The organism is Streptomyces sp. NPDC054975 (assembly GCF_053609105.1).
This window is the reverse complement of record NZ_JBSGWV010000023.1, coordinates 1-14,984: the sequence shown is the minus strand read 5'-3', so window position 1 is coordinate 14,984 and position 14,984 is coordinate 1. Positions and strand designations below refer to the sequence as shown.

13 protein-coding genes and 1 pseudogene are annotated in these 14,984 nt (G+C 69.9%); 7 read left to right on the top strand and 7 right to left on the bottom strand.

Going from position 1 to position 14,984, the window contains the following annotated elements; translation table 11 throughout:
* Positions 1-100 precede the first annotated feature (100 nt).
* Complete coding sequence (locus ACWF79_RS20860) at positions 101-1,219, top strand: ADP-ribosylglycohydrolase family protein (protein ID WP_453729600.1); 1,119 nt, start codon at positions 101-103, stop codon at positions 1,217-1,219.
* On the opposite strand, the gene ACWF79_RS20855 is transcribed toward ACWF79_RS20860, so the two are convergent.
* A complete protein-coding gene (locus ACWF79_RS20855; protein WP_453729599.1) occupies positions 1,204-2,766 on the bottom strand; it encodes a sodium:solute symporter family protein in 1,563 nt (520 codons plus the stop codon). The genes ACWF79_RS20860 and ACWF79_RS20855 overlap by 16 nt on opposite strands.
* Positions 2,767-2,985: 219 nt before the next feature.
* Entirely contained in the window at positions 2,986-3,768 is a 783-nt protein-coding gene (locus ACWF79_RS20850) for an SDR family oxidoreductase (protein ID WP_453729598.1), read from the bottom strand.
* Between the two features lie 82 nt (positions 3,769-3,850).
* Here ACWF79_RS20850 and ACWF79_RS20845 point away from each other — a divergent pair, with 82 nt between their 5' ends.
* Positions 3,851-4,678 carry a hypothetical protein gene (locus tag ACWF79_RS20845; RefSeq protein WP_453729597.1) on the top strand — a complete coding sequence of 276 codons (828 nt, stop codon included), beginning with the start codon at positions 3,851-3,853 and terminating at the stop codon, positions 4,676-4,678.
* Positions 4,679-4,849: 171 nt separating this feature from the next.
* Here ACWF79_RS20845 and ACWF79_RS20840 read toward each other — a convergent pair whose 3' ends face one another.
* The 3 genes from ACWF79_RS20840 to ACWF79_RS20830 all read right to left on the bottom strand — a co-directional run bounded on the left by ACWF79_RS20840 (position 4,850) and on the right by ACWF79_RS20830 (position 7,154).
* Complete coding sequence (locus ACWF79_RS20840; RefSeq protein WP_453729596.1) at positions 4,850-5,050, bottom strand: DUF397 domain-containing protein; 201 nt, start codon at positions 5,048-5,050, stop codon at positions 4,850-4,852.
* Positions 5,051-5,271: 221 nt separating this feature from the next.
* Complete coding sequence (locus ACWF79_RS20835) at positions 5,272-6,132, bottom strand: helix-turn-helix domain-containing protein (protein ID WP_453729595.1); 861 nt, start codon at positions 6,130-6,132, stop codon at positions 5,272-5,274.
* A gap of 314 nt (positions 6,133-6,446) precedes the next feature.
* Entirely contained in the window at positions 6,447-7,154 is a 708-nt protein-coding gene (locus tag ACWF79_RS20830) for a GOLPH3/VPS74 family protein (protein WP_453729594.1), read from the bottom strand.
* Positions 7,155-7,316: 162 nt separating this feature from the next.
* Between ACWF79_RS20830 and ACWF79_RS20825 the strand changes: the two genes are divergently transcribed.
* Positions 7,317-9,695 (top strand): D-alanyl-D-alanine carboxypeptidase family protein, encoded by a 2,379-nt coding sequence (locus ACWF79_RS20825; protein WP_453729593.1) that lies wholly within the window; start codon positions 7,317-7,319, stop codon positions 9,693-9,695.
* A gap of 389 nt (positions 9,696-10,084) precedes the next feature.
* Positions 10,085-11,812: an MFS transporter gene (locus tag ACWF79_RS20820; protein ID WP_453729684.1), complete on the top strand. Its 1,728-nt coding sequence runs from the start codon at positions 10,085-10,087 to the stop codon at positions 11,810-11,812.
* 202 nt (positions 11,813-12,014) lie between these two features.
* Here ACWF79_RS20820 and ACWF79_RS20815 read toward each other — a convergent pair whose 3' ends face one another.
* Both ACWF79_RS20815 and ACWF79_RS20810 read right to left on the bottom strand, forming a co-directional pair.
* Positions 12,015-12,722 (bottom strand): hypothetical protein, encoded by a 708-nt coding sequence (locus ACWF79_RS20815; protein ID WP_453729592.1) that lies wholly within the window; start codon positions 12,720-12,722, stop codon positions 12,015-12,017.
* A gap of 133 nt (positions 12,723-12,855) precedes the next feature.
* On the bottom strand, positions 12,856-13,698 hold the full coding sequence (locus ACWF79_RS20810; RefSeq protein WP_453729591.1) for a sigma-70 family RNA polymerase sigma factor: 843 nt from the start codon (positions 13,696-13,698) through the stop codon (positions 12,856-12,858).
* Positions 13,699-14,209: 511 nt separating this feature from the next.
* On the opposite strand from ACWF79_RS20810, the gene ACWF79_RS20805 reads away from it, so the two are divergent.
* The 3 genes and pseudogenes from ACWF79_RS20805 to ACWF79_RS20795 all read left to right on the top strand — a co-directional run.
* A complete protein-coding gene (locus ACWF79_RS20805) occupies positions 14,210-14,473 on the top strand; it encodes a DUF6284 family protein (RefSeq protein ID WP_453729590.1) in 264 nt (87 codons plus the stop codon).
* A gap of 5 nt (positions 14,474-14,478) precedes the next feature.
* Complete coding sequence (locus tag ACWF79_RS20800) at positions 14,479-14,748, top strand: DUF6303 family protein (RefSeq protein WP_453729589.1); 270 nt, start codon at positions 14,479-14,481, stop codon at positions 14,746-14,748.
* Positions 14,745-14,984, top strand: a pseudogene (locus ACWF79_RS20795) (DUF2637 domain-containing protein); the annotation flags it as partial. The gene ACWF79_RS20800 and the pseudogene ACWF79_RS20795, both read left to right, overlap by 4 nt.

Here is a 14,984-nt window from a genome sequence, read left to right as displayed (position 1 = left end):
CGTCGGATCGCAAAACGTTCTGCCTCGCGAACGAGCGAACCTGGTCGATTACAGTGCTGCGAGACCTGTGCGGAGAGGGCTTTCCGGGGAAGGGCACGTCGTGACCACAACCGCTGCGACCGTATGGGGCCGGGCCGAACAGCAGGACTTCCGGGCCCGCGTCCGTGGCTGCCTCCTCGGCGGGGCGGTGGGCGACGCCTTCGGCGCGGGGGTCGCGACCCACTCCCTGGACACGATCAGGGCCGCCCACGGCCCGGAGGGCCTCACCGAGCCGGTCCTCGCCCACGGCAGGCGCGGCGCCGTCACCGCCGCCACCCAGATGACCCTGTTCACCGTCGACGGGCTGATCCGCGCCCAGGTCCGCCGCGACACCGGCGCCTGGCATCCGCCCACCGACGTCCACCGCGCCCATCTGCGCTGGGCGGCCACCCAGCGCGACTGGGGCCCCGACGAGCGCCGCAAGGACAACGGCTGGCTCGCCCGCGAGGAGTGGCTCTACGCCCGCCGCGACCCCGCCCGCGCCTGCCTCACCGGCCTCGGCGACGAGATCCTCGGCACCCTCGACAAGCCCAAGAACCCGGGGGCCACCGACTGCGGCGCACTCGTCCGCTCGGCGCCCTTCGGCCTGCTCGTCGGCTGGGAGCCCCAGCTCGTCTGCCAGCTCGCCGTGGAGTGCGCGGCGCAGACCCACGGCGACCCGGCCGCCTACCTGTCGGCCGGCGCGCTCGCCGTCGTCGTGCACGGCCTCGCGCGCGGCGAGAGCGTGGACGGCTCGGTCCAGCGGGCCCTGGCCCAGCTCACCCCGCGCCCCGGCCACGAGCCCGTCACCGACGCCCTCCAGCGGGCGCTCGGAGCCGTACGCCAGGGGATGCCGAACGCCGGCCGGGTCACCGACCTCGGCGCGCACGAGGACCGCGCGGAGGGCCAGCTCGCCGCCGCCGTGTACTGCGCGCTCGTCGGCGAGGACTTCCGCCACGGCCTGCGCCTCGCGGTCAACCACGACGGCCCGTCGGCCGCGACCGGGGCCGTCACGGGCGCCCTGCTCGGAGTCCTGCACGGCGAGACGGCCCTCCCGCCGGCCTGGCTGGCCGAACTGGAGGGCCGTTCCACGATCCTCGAGCTCGCGGACGACTTCGCGATGGAGATGACCCAGGGCGCCGCCCTGCACAGCCCCGCGGAGTCCCACCCCGGCTGGCTGGCCCGCTACCCGAGGGGCTGACGGGGCTCGGCCAGGGCAGGCCCATCGGAGGCCTGCGGTGGTACGGCGGCGCCGCCGTCCTCGTCGTCGGGGTCCTGGTTGATCGTGGCGAGGATCGCGTCGCGCTCAGGGGTGTCCTCGGGCCGGATGAAGCCGATGACGACGTACAGGACCAGCGAGGTCGCGAGCGGCGAGACGATCTGGATCTGGAGCTCGATGCCGTCCAGGCCGTAGTTGGTCAGCCAGAAGGCGAAGAGCCCCGCCGCCCAGGAGACCAGCGCCGCCGTGGGCCCGGACTTCCGGAAGGTCTTCAGCAGGCCCAGCATGAACGGGATCGCGATCGGTCCCATCAGACCGGCCACCCACTTGATGACGACGGTGATGATGTCCTTGAAGGTGGGCGAGTTGACCTGGGTGGCGACCGCCATCGACAGCGCGAGGAACGCGATCGTCGACCAGCGGGCCGCGAGCAGTCCGGCCTGCTGCGTCCAGCGCCGCGCCGCCTTGCTCATGACCGGTGCGATGTCCCGGGTGAAGACGGCCGCGATGGCGTTGGCGTCGGAGGAGCACATGGCCATGGTGTGCGAGAAGAAGCCGACGATGACCAGGCCGAGGAGGCCGTGCGGCAGCAGCTGCTCGGTCATCAGGGCGTAACTGTCGGACGCGTCGGGCTTGTTCGGCTTCACGAGCAGCGGCGCGACCCACATCGGGAAGAACAGGACAAGCGGCCAGACGAACCACAGGACCGCCGAGAGCCGGCCGGAGCGGGTGGCCTCACGGGCGTTGGGCGTCGCCATGTAGCGCTGCGCCTGGTTCCACATGCCGCCGCTGTACTCGAAGGTCTTGATGAAGAGATAGGCGAGCAGGAAGGTCATCGTGTAAGGACCGGCGGTCGGCGCGGTGTGCCCCTGGAGTTCGGGCCGGTCCCACACCTCCCACAGGGCGCTGACGCCGCCGAGCTTGGCGAGGACGGCGACCAGCATCGCGATGCCGGCGAAGAACTGGATGATGAACTGGCCGAGTTCGGTGAGCGCGTCGGCCCACAGACCGCCGACCGTGCAGTAGATGCCGGTGATGACACCGGTGATCAGGATGCCCTGGTTGAGGGAGATCCCGGTGAACACGGAGAGCAGGGTGGCGATCGCCGCCCACTTGGCGCCCACGTCGACGATCTTCAGCAACACGCCCGACCAGGCGAGCGCCTGCTGGGTGGGGAGGTTGTACCGGTTCTTCAGGTACTCCAGCGGGGAGGCGACATGGAGCCGTGAGCGGAGCCGGTTGAGCCGGGGCGCGAAGAGGTGCGCGCCGATCGCGATGCCGATCGCGATGGGGAAGGACCAGGTGACGTAGGAGGTGACGCCGTAGGTGTACGCGATGCCCGCGTATCCGGTGAACATCACCGCGCTGTAGCCGGACATGTGGTGCGAGATGCCCGAGAGCCACCAGGGCATCTTGCCGCCGGCCGTGAAGAAGTCGGAGACGTTGTCCACGCGCTTGTGGGACCAGACTCCGATCGCGACCATGACGCCGAAATAGCCGATGAGCACGGCCCAGTCGAGACTGTTCATTGAGCCCCCTCCAGGGGTCCGGTCCGCCTTGTGAACGCCGTTCATGGTGTGGGGAGTTGCATGCCTGCGACAACGCACCGGAGGGTCAAGAGAAAGCAAAATCGTTCTTCTTGCTGACCTGTGTTCACATGTTTGGACGGAGATGGTGGCAAAAAGGGCCGCACCGTACGCGAGGGCGTACGGTGCGGCCCGAAGGGGATCCGTCCCCAGGCGCCACGGCTACCGCATCAGCTCTCCCGCGTTGACGAGCAGCGACTGGCCCGTGATCGCCCGCGCGCGGTCCGAGGCGAGGAAGGCCGCCGCCTCCGCGACGTCCCCGTCGGTCGCGAGCTCGGGCAGCGCCATCCGCTCGGTGAGCCGCGCCAGTACCTCGTCCTCCGGCACGTTCTCGGTGTGCGCCGTGAACCGTACGTACGCCTGGACCGGCGGGCCCCACATCCAGCCCGGCAGCAGGGTGTTGACCCGGATCCGGTACGGGCCCAGTTCGCGGGCCATCGAGTACATCGCCGAGGTCAGCGCCCCCTTCGACGCCGCGTACGCCGCCTGCTGGACCTGCGAGGGCGCGGCCACCGCCGACTGCGTACCGACGAGGACCACCGAGCCCCCGCGCTCCTTCAGCGCCGGCAGGCAGGCCCGGGTCATCCGGAGCGTGCCGAGCAGATTGACGTCCAGGACGCCCTGCCAGGTGGCGAAGTCGGCGTCCTCGAGGCCGCCGAAGTAGCTGTCCCAGGCGGCGACATGGACGACGGCGTCGATCCCGCCGAACCGCTCGACCGCGAGGGCGGCGAGGGCCTCGCACTGGGCCTCGTCCGTGATGTCGGTGGCGCGCAGCGCGGTGTGGCGGCCCTCCGGGTCGATCTCGGCGGCCGACTTGGCGAGGTTGGCCTCGGTGCGGGCGCCGAGGACCGCGTTGCCCCCGTCCCGTACGACGGTCTCGGCGACCCGGTGCCCGAGCCCGGCGCCGACCCCCGACACGATCACGGTCTTCCCCTGAAGCAGCATCCGGGTGCCTCCCGACTCTGGCGGTGGATCTGACGACCCGTCAGAGTAGGAGCGACCGCAGGACAAGGGAAGGGGTACGGGCATGAGCGAGCAGGCCGACACCTACGCGGAGCTGGCGGCGGTCGGGCCGTACGGCGTGCGCCCCGGCCACGCGCTGATCACGATGGTGGAGCCGCACCCGGGCCACGAGTACGCCTACAACCGCTGGTACGAGGACGACCACTACTACGCGGGCGCGATGGCGATGCCCTGGATGTACGCGGGCCGCCGCTGGGTCGCCACCCGGGCGCTCCAGGAGCTGCGCGGACCGGAGAAGTCGGCGGTCGCCCAGCCCGTCACCGCCGGCTGCTACCTCTCCACGTACTGGGTCACCGACGGCCGCTACGACGAGCACATGAAGTGGACCGTCGCCATCAACAAGCGGCTCAACCGCGACGCCCGCGTCTACCGCGACCGCACGCACGTCTTCACGTCGTTCCAGGACCACGAGGCGACCGTCTACCGCGACGGTGCGGCCGGTCCGCGCGACTTCCACGCCCTCGACCACCCGTACCAGGGCCTGATCCTCCAGGTGATCGACGCGGAGGGCCCGCAGGCGCGGGAGGAGCTGCTCGAACGGCTGGTCGCCCGCGAACTGCCGAGGCGGCTGGCGGGCTCCCCGGCCGCGATGGTCACGGTCTTCCGCCCGACGCCGCTGCCGGGGGACCGGATGACGTACGTGAAGCAGGTCGAGGGGGTCGACACCCGGCTGACCCTGCTGTGGTTCCTGGAGCGCGACCCGCGCGCCTGCTGGGCGGAGCACTTCGCCGACCTGGAGACGGTGGGCGGGGAGGCGGGGAGGGTGGAGCTGGTGGCGCCGTTCATCCCGACGGTGCCGGGCACGGACCGGTACGTGGACGAACTGCGCTGACGGGGCACAGGCCGAGCCCCCTCGGCCAGGACGGCGGACCGGTCGAGAGGGCTCTTTCCCTGGGTGCTGCTCGTGCTGCGCCTGGTACCGGTACTGGTACCGCTCGAACTGCTCGTACTGCGTGGGTGCGCTGCGGTGCGTTGCGCGGCTGCGCGGTTCTCATCCCCGGGCTCAGAGAGCCCCGTTGCTCACTTCGCCGACGAAGGCGTTCCACGACGCCGAGCCGAAGGCGAGGGACGGGCCCTCGGGGGCCTTGGAGTCCCGGACCGCGATCGCCGCGACGACGGGCGACTTGACTTCGACGCAAGCCCCGTTGCCGCCGGAATAGGAGGACTTCGTCCAGGTGTCCGTAGCGCCCTGAATAATGGCCATGTTCTTCACTCCGGTTCTGCCAGTGGTGTGTCGCGCCCACCTTCATGGTGGCGTGATCGACGCTACTCGCCGGTCCCCGTGCGTGGGGCCGGCGTTCACCCGACCGGATGGCATATTCCAAGTGAGCTTCCATTGAGGCGAGTCGGCGGTGTACCGTGCCTGCCTCTTCTCCCGGGGCCCGGCCGAATAGCCGCTTTCATGCCCGAATCGGAGAATTGGGATCAGCCGGCCGCATAGGACTTGGCGATGTCCGAAATGAACTCCCGGGTCTGCTCGACATTCAGCGCCTGCGCCCGCAGGTGTTCGTACATCACGCTGTACTTGGCGACGTCCTGGGCCTTCTCCAGATACAGGTCGCTCGTGACACCCTCGATGTACACGACGCTGGAGTCGGACGTGTCCGGGAATTCCAGGATCGCGTAATGCCCGCTGATGCCCGGGTGCGCGCCCATCTCGAACGGCAGCACCTGCACGGTGACGTGCGGCAGGTGCGACTGCTCGACCAGGTGCTCCAACTGCTGGATCATCAGCTGCTTGTTGCCGACGAGGCGGCGCAGCGCGCCCTCGTCGATGACCGCCCACAGCCGCAGCGGGCGCTCCTCGTCCTTGATCCGGTCCTGGCGCCGGGTGCGGACGGTGACCCGCTTGTCGATGTCCGTCGGCGTCGACTCCGGCAGCGCGCCGCTGATCACCGCCTCCGCGTAGCCGTGGGTCTGCAGCAGGCCCGGGATGATCTGCGGTTCGTACACCCGCAGGCTCTCCGCGTCCGTCTCCAGGCCGATGTACACGCTGTACGGGATGTCGCCGAAGGCGTGCCACCAGCCCTGCTGGCGGGAGTCCTTGGCCATCTGCATCAGCGACTCGACGACGCGCTCGTCCTCGACCTCGTACACCCCGCAGAGGTCGCGGACATCGCGCTGGCTGATCGAGCGGCGACCGTTCTCCAGGCGGCTGATCTTGGACTGCGACACCAGAAGACGCTCGGCCACCTGCTCGGCCGTCATGTTCTTCTGCTCCCGGAGCCGGCGCAACTCCTGGCCCAATCGGCGTCGCCTGACGGTGGGATTGACGTTGGACGCCACGGAAACTGCACCTCCGGCTGTCGGCTGCGTAGCTGTGAGTATCTACTGCTTGGCAGACTGCCACCAAAGGTGCGGTGTGCGCTGGGAAATGACGACAACGTGCGCCGGGCGCACGTGTGTGAGGCGTCGGGGCGCCGGTTTGTGGGGTCGCACGTGTGCGTGCGGGTCACACGTGTGTGGGGGCGTCACGTGTGTGCGGCGGCCATGCGTGGTGGGGCCGTCACACGTGTGTGGGGCGGTCGTCACGACCGCCCCACACACGATGTGCGGCTCCCGGAACGGGTTCTGTGGTGCGTAGGTGCCGTGCTCCGTGCTCAGCCCGCGGCGCGCGCCATGCTGCCGCGACGCGGCTGCTGGGGAACACCACCGGTGCTCGGTGCACTGCGGCGCGGCTGGGCGGCCACACCGTTCTGGACGTCCATCACGGCGTGCGCCACGAGTCCGCCCATGGGGTCGTGCCGGATCAGATCGCGCAGTCGGGACCGCGACGAGCGTCCTTCGTTCCCCGGGTACAGGTGCTTGCCGAGCCCGACCGCGTGGGCCAGGGCGGCGAGCGCCGCGGTCCGCGGGTCCGGCGGTACGCCGGTGCGGATCGCACTGTCCAGCCGGGCCCTGATGTCCCGGCTGATGGCCGTGTCCGTCGCCTGGTAGCGAGTCGTCGGCAGCACTCCGCACATCTGGCCCTCCACGGCATGCACCATGCCGCAGCGCTCCAGATGAGCGAGGTAGATCTGGCGCAGCCCCAGTCGGGGCCCGCCGATCCAGTGGACGGCCCGAACCGGGCTGCCGCGTCGGCGCAGCAGTTCCAGTGCGGAGTCCAGTGTCGGATCTCCGGTCGGCCGTGGCATCACCACGGCGATACGATCCCCGTCAGGGGCTATCCGTCCTGCCAGAGCCAGCTCCACTAGCTGTGCTCCGGCCAGGCCGAGGTCGAGCGACTGCGGCTGCGCTGTGGTACCCGTGGCCGGGTCCAGAGCGAGCAGCAGAAGCTCCTCCGGAATTGTTCTGCGGCTCCTGCCCATCCATGCCTCCCCGCGTGGATGAGTCACAGGGTGACCCCTCTCACATTCATCTGTCGAGAGTGCCTGGGTGGTTCGTACGGGAACCAGTAGGTATGTCGTTCTCGTCTAGCACGGGGGCCAAGGGGTTCACACAGGACACTGGTACATGGTTCGGACGTACGCATGACGCATGGAGGAGGCACGGTGGCGGGCGAGTCCCCCGACAAGGCGGAGCAGCAGGAGTCCTCGAAGGAGTCGACTCCGGGCGGCGGGCGGGATCCCCGGCTGTCGGTACTCCGCGAGCCCGCGCAGTCGCCGATCCAGGTCGACCAGCCGACGGCCGTCTTCAAGACCCTGGCACCGAGGACCTCGGAGGACGACGCTCCGGTGGGGGAGCGTACCGAGGAGCGCGTGGAGGAGTCCGCCGAGGAGCCTGCCGCGGAGCCGGAGACGGCTTCGGAGACCGCTTCGGAGGCGGGCGCCGAGGGGGAGGGTGACCGCCTGAGGGCCGCGGTGGCGGCGTGGGTCGCCTCCGGCGACGAGGAGGAGCCCTCCGGGGCGGCGAGCGAGCCGGAGACCCAGGACGACGCCACCGAGGCGGACATGGCGGCGCCTGAGGCGCCCGCGCCGGGCGCGGACGACGACGCGGACGCGACGGACGCCGTCGCTCCTCGCGACGACGCGTCCGACGACGCGTCCGACGACGCTCCGGCGGCTGTCGAGGCCGACGAGCCCGATGCGGCCGCCACCGAGGCGGGGCAGGGCGACGACAAGCCTGCCGGCGAGTCGTGGTTCGCCGCTTCCGCACGGAAGCCCGGCGCGGAGAAGCCGGGCGCGGAGAAGCCCGGCGCGGAGAAGCCGGAGGCCGCCAAGCAGGACGCCACCGGCACCGAAGGCGCCGCCGACACCGCCGATTCCGCTGACGCCACCGGCACCGCCGACGCCGTCGATCAGCCCACCACGATGTTCAAGGCCGTCCGGCCCCGCGTCGTGGATCAGCCGACGACCGCGCTCAAGCTTCCGCCGCCGCCCGCGGCCCCGGAGACGCCTCAGAAGACCCCCGCCGAGCGGACGAGCAAGTTCGTCCCGCTGCGCCCGGACGTCCCCGGAGAGTCCCAGGCAGCGAAGGCCCCTTCGGCCCCCGCGGCGCCCTCGGCTCCCACCCCCGCCCCGGCCCCCGCTCCCGCCCCCGCGGCGCAGGCGGCGGCCTCCAGCCCCGCGCCCGCGCCCGCCTCGCTCACCGAGGCCGAGCGGACCAAGCAGCAGCCGATGCCGCCGCTGCCCCCGCTCGACCTGCTCGCCGAGCTGACCAACACCCCGCCTCCGGCGCCGACACCGCTCCGTACGACCCTGAGACGGGTGCGGATCTGGACGCCGCTGGTCGTCCTTCTGTTGATCGTCTTTGCGGTCGTACAGTTCGTGCGGCCGCTTCCGCAGCCCGCGCTCTCCCTCACCGTCGCGCCCACCTTCACCTTCGAGGGCGGCGAGCTCCAGATGCCGTGGCCGAGCGAGGGCCAGGGCGCCGCCGAGGTCGAGGGCGTCGGCTCGCTCGGGACGTACGGCGCCCAGAAGCCCGCCCCGCTCGCGAGTGTGGCGAAGACGATGACGGCGTACGTGATCCTCCGGGACCACACGATCAAGGGCAGCGAGACCGGCCCGGAGATCACCATCGACAAGAAGGCCGCCGACGAGGCCGGCGCCAAGTTCGAGTCGACGGCGGCGGTCAAGGAAGGCCAGACGTACACGCAGAAGGAGCTGCTCCAGCTCCTCATGATCCCGTCCGCGAACAACGTGGCGCGGCTGCTGGCCCGCTGGGACGCCGGTTCCGAGGCCGCGTTCGTCGAGAAGATGAACGCCGCCGCCAAGGACCTCGGGATGACGCAGTCGACGTACACGGACCCGTCGGGTCTGGAGTCGACCACGGTCTCCACGCCGCTGGACCAGCTGAAGCTGGCGAAGGCGGTCATGCAGTACGACGTGTTCCGGGAGATCGTGAACATGCCGAACCTGGTCGTCGACGGCATCCCGGGCAAGGTCGAGAACAACAACAACATCATCCTCGAGCCCGGTGTCTCGGGCATCAAGACCGGATCGTCCACCCCGGCCGGCGGCAACCTCCTCTGGGCGGCGAACACCGTGATCGACGGCAAGGAGCGCCGGATCCTCGGCATCGTCATGGGGGCGAAGGACGCCGCCGTGCTGCACGAGAAGCTCCAGCTGTCGATCGACTACAGCCTCAAGCTGATCCAGCAGGCCCAGAGGGACGTGACCTCGGCAGCGGTGATCCGTAAGGGCCAGGTCGTCGGCCACATCGACGACGGTCTCGGCGGCCTGACCCCGGTGGTCGCGGACAAGGAGCTCAAGGCCGTCGGTTGGCCGGGCCTGAAGGTCGATCTGGAGCTGACCGACGGCGGCAAGGCCGTCCCGCACTCCGGCAAGGCGGGCGACGTCGTCGGCCAGGTGTCGATCGGTACCGGTACGGGCAAGGTCAGCGCCCCGGTCTCGCTCCAGTCGGACCTGGTGGAGCCCGGCTTTGACAAGAAGCTGACCCGTCTGGGCTGACATGTCAGGGCGTCCCGGTTTCCCCGGGGCGCCGACTGTTAGCGTTCCGGAGGCCGAGACATGGGCGAAAGGCAGTTCGGGAGCAGCACGGGAGAGGGACGCGAGTGACCACCGCCGAGCCGACACGCGCCGACGAGACCGCGCCGACGCCTCCCGAGCCGAGGCCCCTGGAACCGGCACACTCCGAGCCGGCGCACCTGGCGCCGGACCTGGAGTCTCCCCACCTCGCGCCGTCGCCCCCGGAGCCTGTCCACCTTGCGCCGTCGCCGCTGGAGTCTTCCCACCTCGCGCCGTCGCCGCCGCTGGGACCGACGCTGCCGGAGCCCTCCGCGACGCGAATAGACCTCCCGACGCCCCGGCAGCCGGCCGAGGCCGCGCCCCCGTCGTCCGTGCGGAGCCCCCGGCGGCGGCGTCGGCGCTACCCGGTCCTGATCGCGACGGGTGTCGCGGCGCTCACCCATGTCCTCTGGTTCTTCCTGTTCGCGAACAGTGGAGGGGACCTCGCGGCGCAGGACGCCTGGGCCGAGTTCGTGGGCCGGCATCCGGACTCCGCGTACAACCTCGCCTGGTACGGCGGGATGCACCCGGTCTCGTACAGCGTGGTCTCGCCGTACGTGATGTCGGTCCTCGGCGTCCGTACGACGATGATGATCGCGGGCACGCTCTCGGCGGGGCTGACGGCGCTGATCCTGGTGCGGGTACGGGCGGTGCGCAACCCGCTGGCGTGCGCGCTGGCGGGGGTCTTCGCGTTCCTCTGCAACGCGCTGTCGGGGCGGGTGACGTTCGGGCTCGGCATGATGTTCGCGCTGGGCGCGGTCGCCGCCGTCTTCTGCTGGCCGCACCGCTGGCGCCGCAGGCGCTGGGCGAAGGCGGGGGTCGCCGCGCCGCTCGCCGGCGTCGCGACGGCGTGCAGCCCGGTGGCGGGCCTGTTCCTGGGGGTCGCGGCGGCGGCGCTGTTCCTGAACCGCCGCAGGCCGGGCGCGTACGCGCTGGGTCTGGCGCCGGTCGTGGTGGTGGCCCTCTCCTCCTGGCTGTTCCCCTTCTCGGGCACGCAGCCGATGTCACTGGGTTCGACGGCCCTGCCGTTCCTCTTCGGGCTGCTCTGCTTCCTTCTCGTCCCGCGGGAGTGGCGCACGGTCCGCACGGGCGCGGCGGTGTACTCCGCGGGCACCCTCCTGACCTGGCTGATCGACTCGCAGATCGGCTCGAACGTCTCGCGGCTCGTGATGCTCTTCGCGGGGGTGGTGCTGCTGGCGGCGCTGCCGTACGCGGTCCCGCGCTCGCGCAGGTGGTACGCGATCGTCCTGGCCTTCGCGGGCTTGAACTTCTGGATCGGCTTCAAGGGCGTGGACGACGTGATCCGTACCGCGCCGGACGCGTCGTGGGCGCGGGAGGTCGCGCCGCTGATCAACCAGTTGCAGGTGCGGGGGGCGGAGAAGGCGCGGGTGGAGGTCGTCCCCGCGTCGAGCCACCGGGAGTCCTCGGCGCTCAGCCCGTACATCAACCTGGCGCGGGGCTGGAACCGCCAGGCGGACATGGAGCGGAACCCGCTCTTCTACGACGACACCCTGAACGCCACGAACTACCAGGACTGGCTCGACCGCTGGGCGGTGCACTACGTGGTGCTGCCGACGGGGGCGCCGGACTCGGGCGCCGAGCGGGAGGCGGAGCTGGTCGGGGACGGGCTTCCGTACCTGAAGCAGGTCTGGTCGGACGCGAACTGGCGCCTGTACGAGGTGGACGACCCGACCCCGCTGGCGGACCCGCCGGCGAAGGTGCGCCGGGCGGGCGCGAACGAGGTCGTGATCGAGGTCGACAGCCCGGGCCGGGTCCTGATCCGCGTCCCGTACTCACCGTGGCTGGCGCTCGTCGACGAGAACGGCGCGAAGATCGAGCCGCCGGAGGAGACGGAGGCGTCGAAGAAGGCGAGGGACGAGTCCCCGGTGGAACTGGACAAGATCTTCCTCAACGAGTCGGGCTGCCTCCTGAAGACGGAGACGGACGCGGACGGCGACGAGTGGACCGAACTCCTGGCCCCGAAGGCCGGCGTCTACCGCCTGTCGGCCCCGTACAAGTTCTTCCCCAGGGGCACGGCCTGCCCGGAGGAACTCCGCTGACGGACGACCAGAGGGTCGGCACATGTGTCGAAGGGCACCTAGCAACGTTGCTAGGTGCCCTTCTTCCTGTGCCCCCGGCAGGATTCGAACCTGCGACACCCGCTTTAGGAGTTCGCACTGCGTCTGACGTGGGGATTCGCGGGCCGCTAGGGGATTGCTCTGGGAGGTCCTGGGCGGTTGCCGTCGTGCGTCGACGTTGCCGTCAAGCTCTGCCGTCAGAGGGCGATGTATCCCGGGCGAAGGAGCAGAAGGCGACTGCCGCGTCGTCTCCGGCCTTGTAGCGGGGCCAGCGCTGACCATTAGGGTCAGTCGCCTCTACCTCGCGAACCGTGTGAATTAGAGCGGCGGGTCCGCTCTCCTTGAGCTGAGAGAACAGTGCTTCCCAGGTCGCCATCTGATACTCGGTCACCAGTCGCGACACGCCGTCGGACATGACGGCCGCCGATCGCACGCCAGCAGCGGCAACGGAGCCTGTCAGCGCGTGTGAGGCAGCATCAGGCGCCGCTGCGGCCACCCAATAGCCCTCCGGGGTGTTCCGGATCTCCCTCTGCGCAGCTACAAGTCTGGCGACGCTCGCGTGGTGCTCCGGGGTGCCTGTCTGGAGTTGTTCCGTCTCGGCCCGTAGGTCCTGGCACACCTCATCCACCCGCAGGTCTGTAATCACCGTGATCCCGTCGGCGCTCTCCAGAACGACGGGCGAATCTGCGAGCACGAGATGGTCGAAGTAACCGGACCTCTCGCGAAGAATGGCTACGGTCGCGGACGGTGTCCCGGGGTTCTTGAGGTCGCACTCCGGATGGAGCCGCCCCACCTTCTCCAAGGCTTCGGCCAACCCATCCGCGAGCGGCCGCTCACCTGCCGTCAGCGCTGCCACTAGGTGGCCGCCGAGCTGCGCGACGTACCAGGGCACGCCATGGCGGCAGCCGGTGTCCAGACCCGCAGTACTGAGGCCATCCAGCACGAGGGCAAGGGAGGGGGTTCCCCCCACCCAGTCCTCGTTGGGCGCCGACCCCCCAGGTTCTGTTGCAACGCTGACGTACATGTCACGCCTCGTGTCGGTAGATCGGGCTGACTCGCTTGCTCTCCAAGACTTCGAGCGTCTGGGGGTCATAGCGGCACGAGATCAGCGTGGAGAAGCGATGGGTGCGGACGTCTCGGTACAGCTCAGCTAGGTGGTTTTCGAGGTAGTGGATCACTCCGTTTGCCCCGATGGAGTGGATGCCCGCGACGTAGATGAACGTCCCTTTGCCATCCAGACGCGGCAGCCGGGCGAGGTACCCGACATCTCCTGCCGATCCGTCTTCGTCCATCGGTGACCGGTAGACCTCCTGCGCCTTCAGGTCGACCAGATGCCATGCCCGATCCTTCTGGAACCGAAGGTTGTCATCGCCTTCCAGTACCTGGGCGATGATCGGCGACAGGCGGGGACCGCAGACCACCACGTGGTTGTCGCGGTTGAGGTTCACGATTCCACTCGGCGGAATCACTTCGTACTGAGCTTCCAGCTTCAGTGTCGCGAGGAGCTTCCGCAGGTGTTCGAAGTTCCCAAGGTCCTCACGGGTGACGACCTCCCCCGCTTCCTCCGGAGACTTGCCCGCTTCGTACTTGCCGCCGAGCGAGATCGTCATTAGGTCGGTGCCGAAGAAGGCACGCTCGGGCGGCGGCCCCTGAGCGGCCAACTGGCCCACTCGACCACGGCTCACGCCGAGTTGTGCCGCAATCTCCGTCTGAGACATGCCAGAGCCTGCGGCCTCCTCGATGGCTTCTCGTCGAATGCGGGACAGCTCGGTGACTCGGCCCTGGTAGTCGGCCATCAGAGCGATCGCCGCCTTGGCCCGCTCCACAGGCACCTCGACCTGAGCCACTCGCTGGATTTCCTCGTGCACTTAAGCCTCCATGCCTAGGGGGTCTATCAACCATACCGCGAGGGGGGCTTGACGGTCACTGGGGTGACTGCCTACCTTGGCTATCAGGTCAGCGCATAGGCCCCCTAAGCGAAAGTTGCTGAGGGAGTCTATGCATGGTCTGACCTGCATGGATTTGTCGAGCGGGCTCGTCGTTGGGTTGCTCTCGGCGCCAGCAGTGCTCCGCACCAGCCGGAAGACCCGGGAAGGCGACGTTGTCGCGCGCCGACGGGCTGGTGCGGCCGTTCCTTGAGAACTGAACAGCGTGATGAGGGTTCGCCGCCTGTCCTTAGGCACAACAAGGCGGCCAGCGCGGCATAGGTCCGCGCACCCAATCTCTCCGCAGTCCTCGCGGCTGCGGCCGGTTGCCTCCTCCGCCCGTCTCGTACGGGCGGGGCTGAGGGGAGCCGGATGGTTCCAACGGCGAGAGGCCCCGGAGGTGCAACTCCGGGGCCTCGGTTCGGGCCGTTCCTGGATGAGAGGAACACACCCAATGAAGTCCATCGCTGCACTTCAGGCCATTGTTACGGCCACCCCGTTCGACGGTGAGCCGTCGGACGCGGAGCTGGACGCGATCGAGCAGGAGATGCCGCTGATCCTTGCGGAGGTCGACATGCTCGACGCGGAGATCGCGACGCTCGACCGGACCCCGTCGGTGCTGGACGCCCGACGGATCCGCCGGGCCCGCCGCCGCGTCCTCGCGGCCCGCACCGCGCTCACGAACAAGGCCGCCTCGGGTTCGTCGGAGGTGGCCTGATGGCCATGACGATCACCGCGCACCTGACTGGCCGGAACGACCGCTGGCGCCTCTACGTGATCCTGCCGGGGCCGGTCGCCGACTGGCCCGAGTACGACTTGGGGGCGGGTGAGGTGCCGACCGTTCGTGAGCGTTCACGGGCGCTGAACGCGCTCGGCTACGTGTTCACGGACGGTGCCGAATGGCGCTGGACGGAGACCACCTTGTGGCCGAACGACCCTGCCGCCCGGGCGTACCTGATCGCGTCGATCGAGGTGCGGGAGGCGCCGGAATGAACAGCGTTCAGATCCGTTCAGCCGAGCGCGCCCTATCGGTCGGGACGTGGCTGATCGTCGGCGGCGCGATGCTGTACTCGATCCTCACCGTCACCCCGCTCATGGCGGCCCACACCCCCGACAAGTGGGACTGGACGGCCTCGATCCTGCCCCTCGTCGTGGACGCGGCGGTGGTGATCGTGGTCCGCCTCGACGCGGTCCTCGCCCGGCTGGGCGGGAACGGCGGCCGGTGGCCC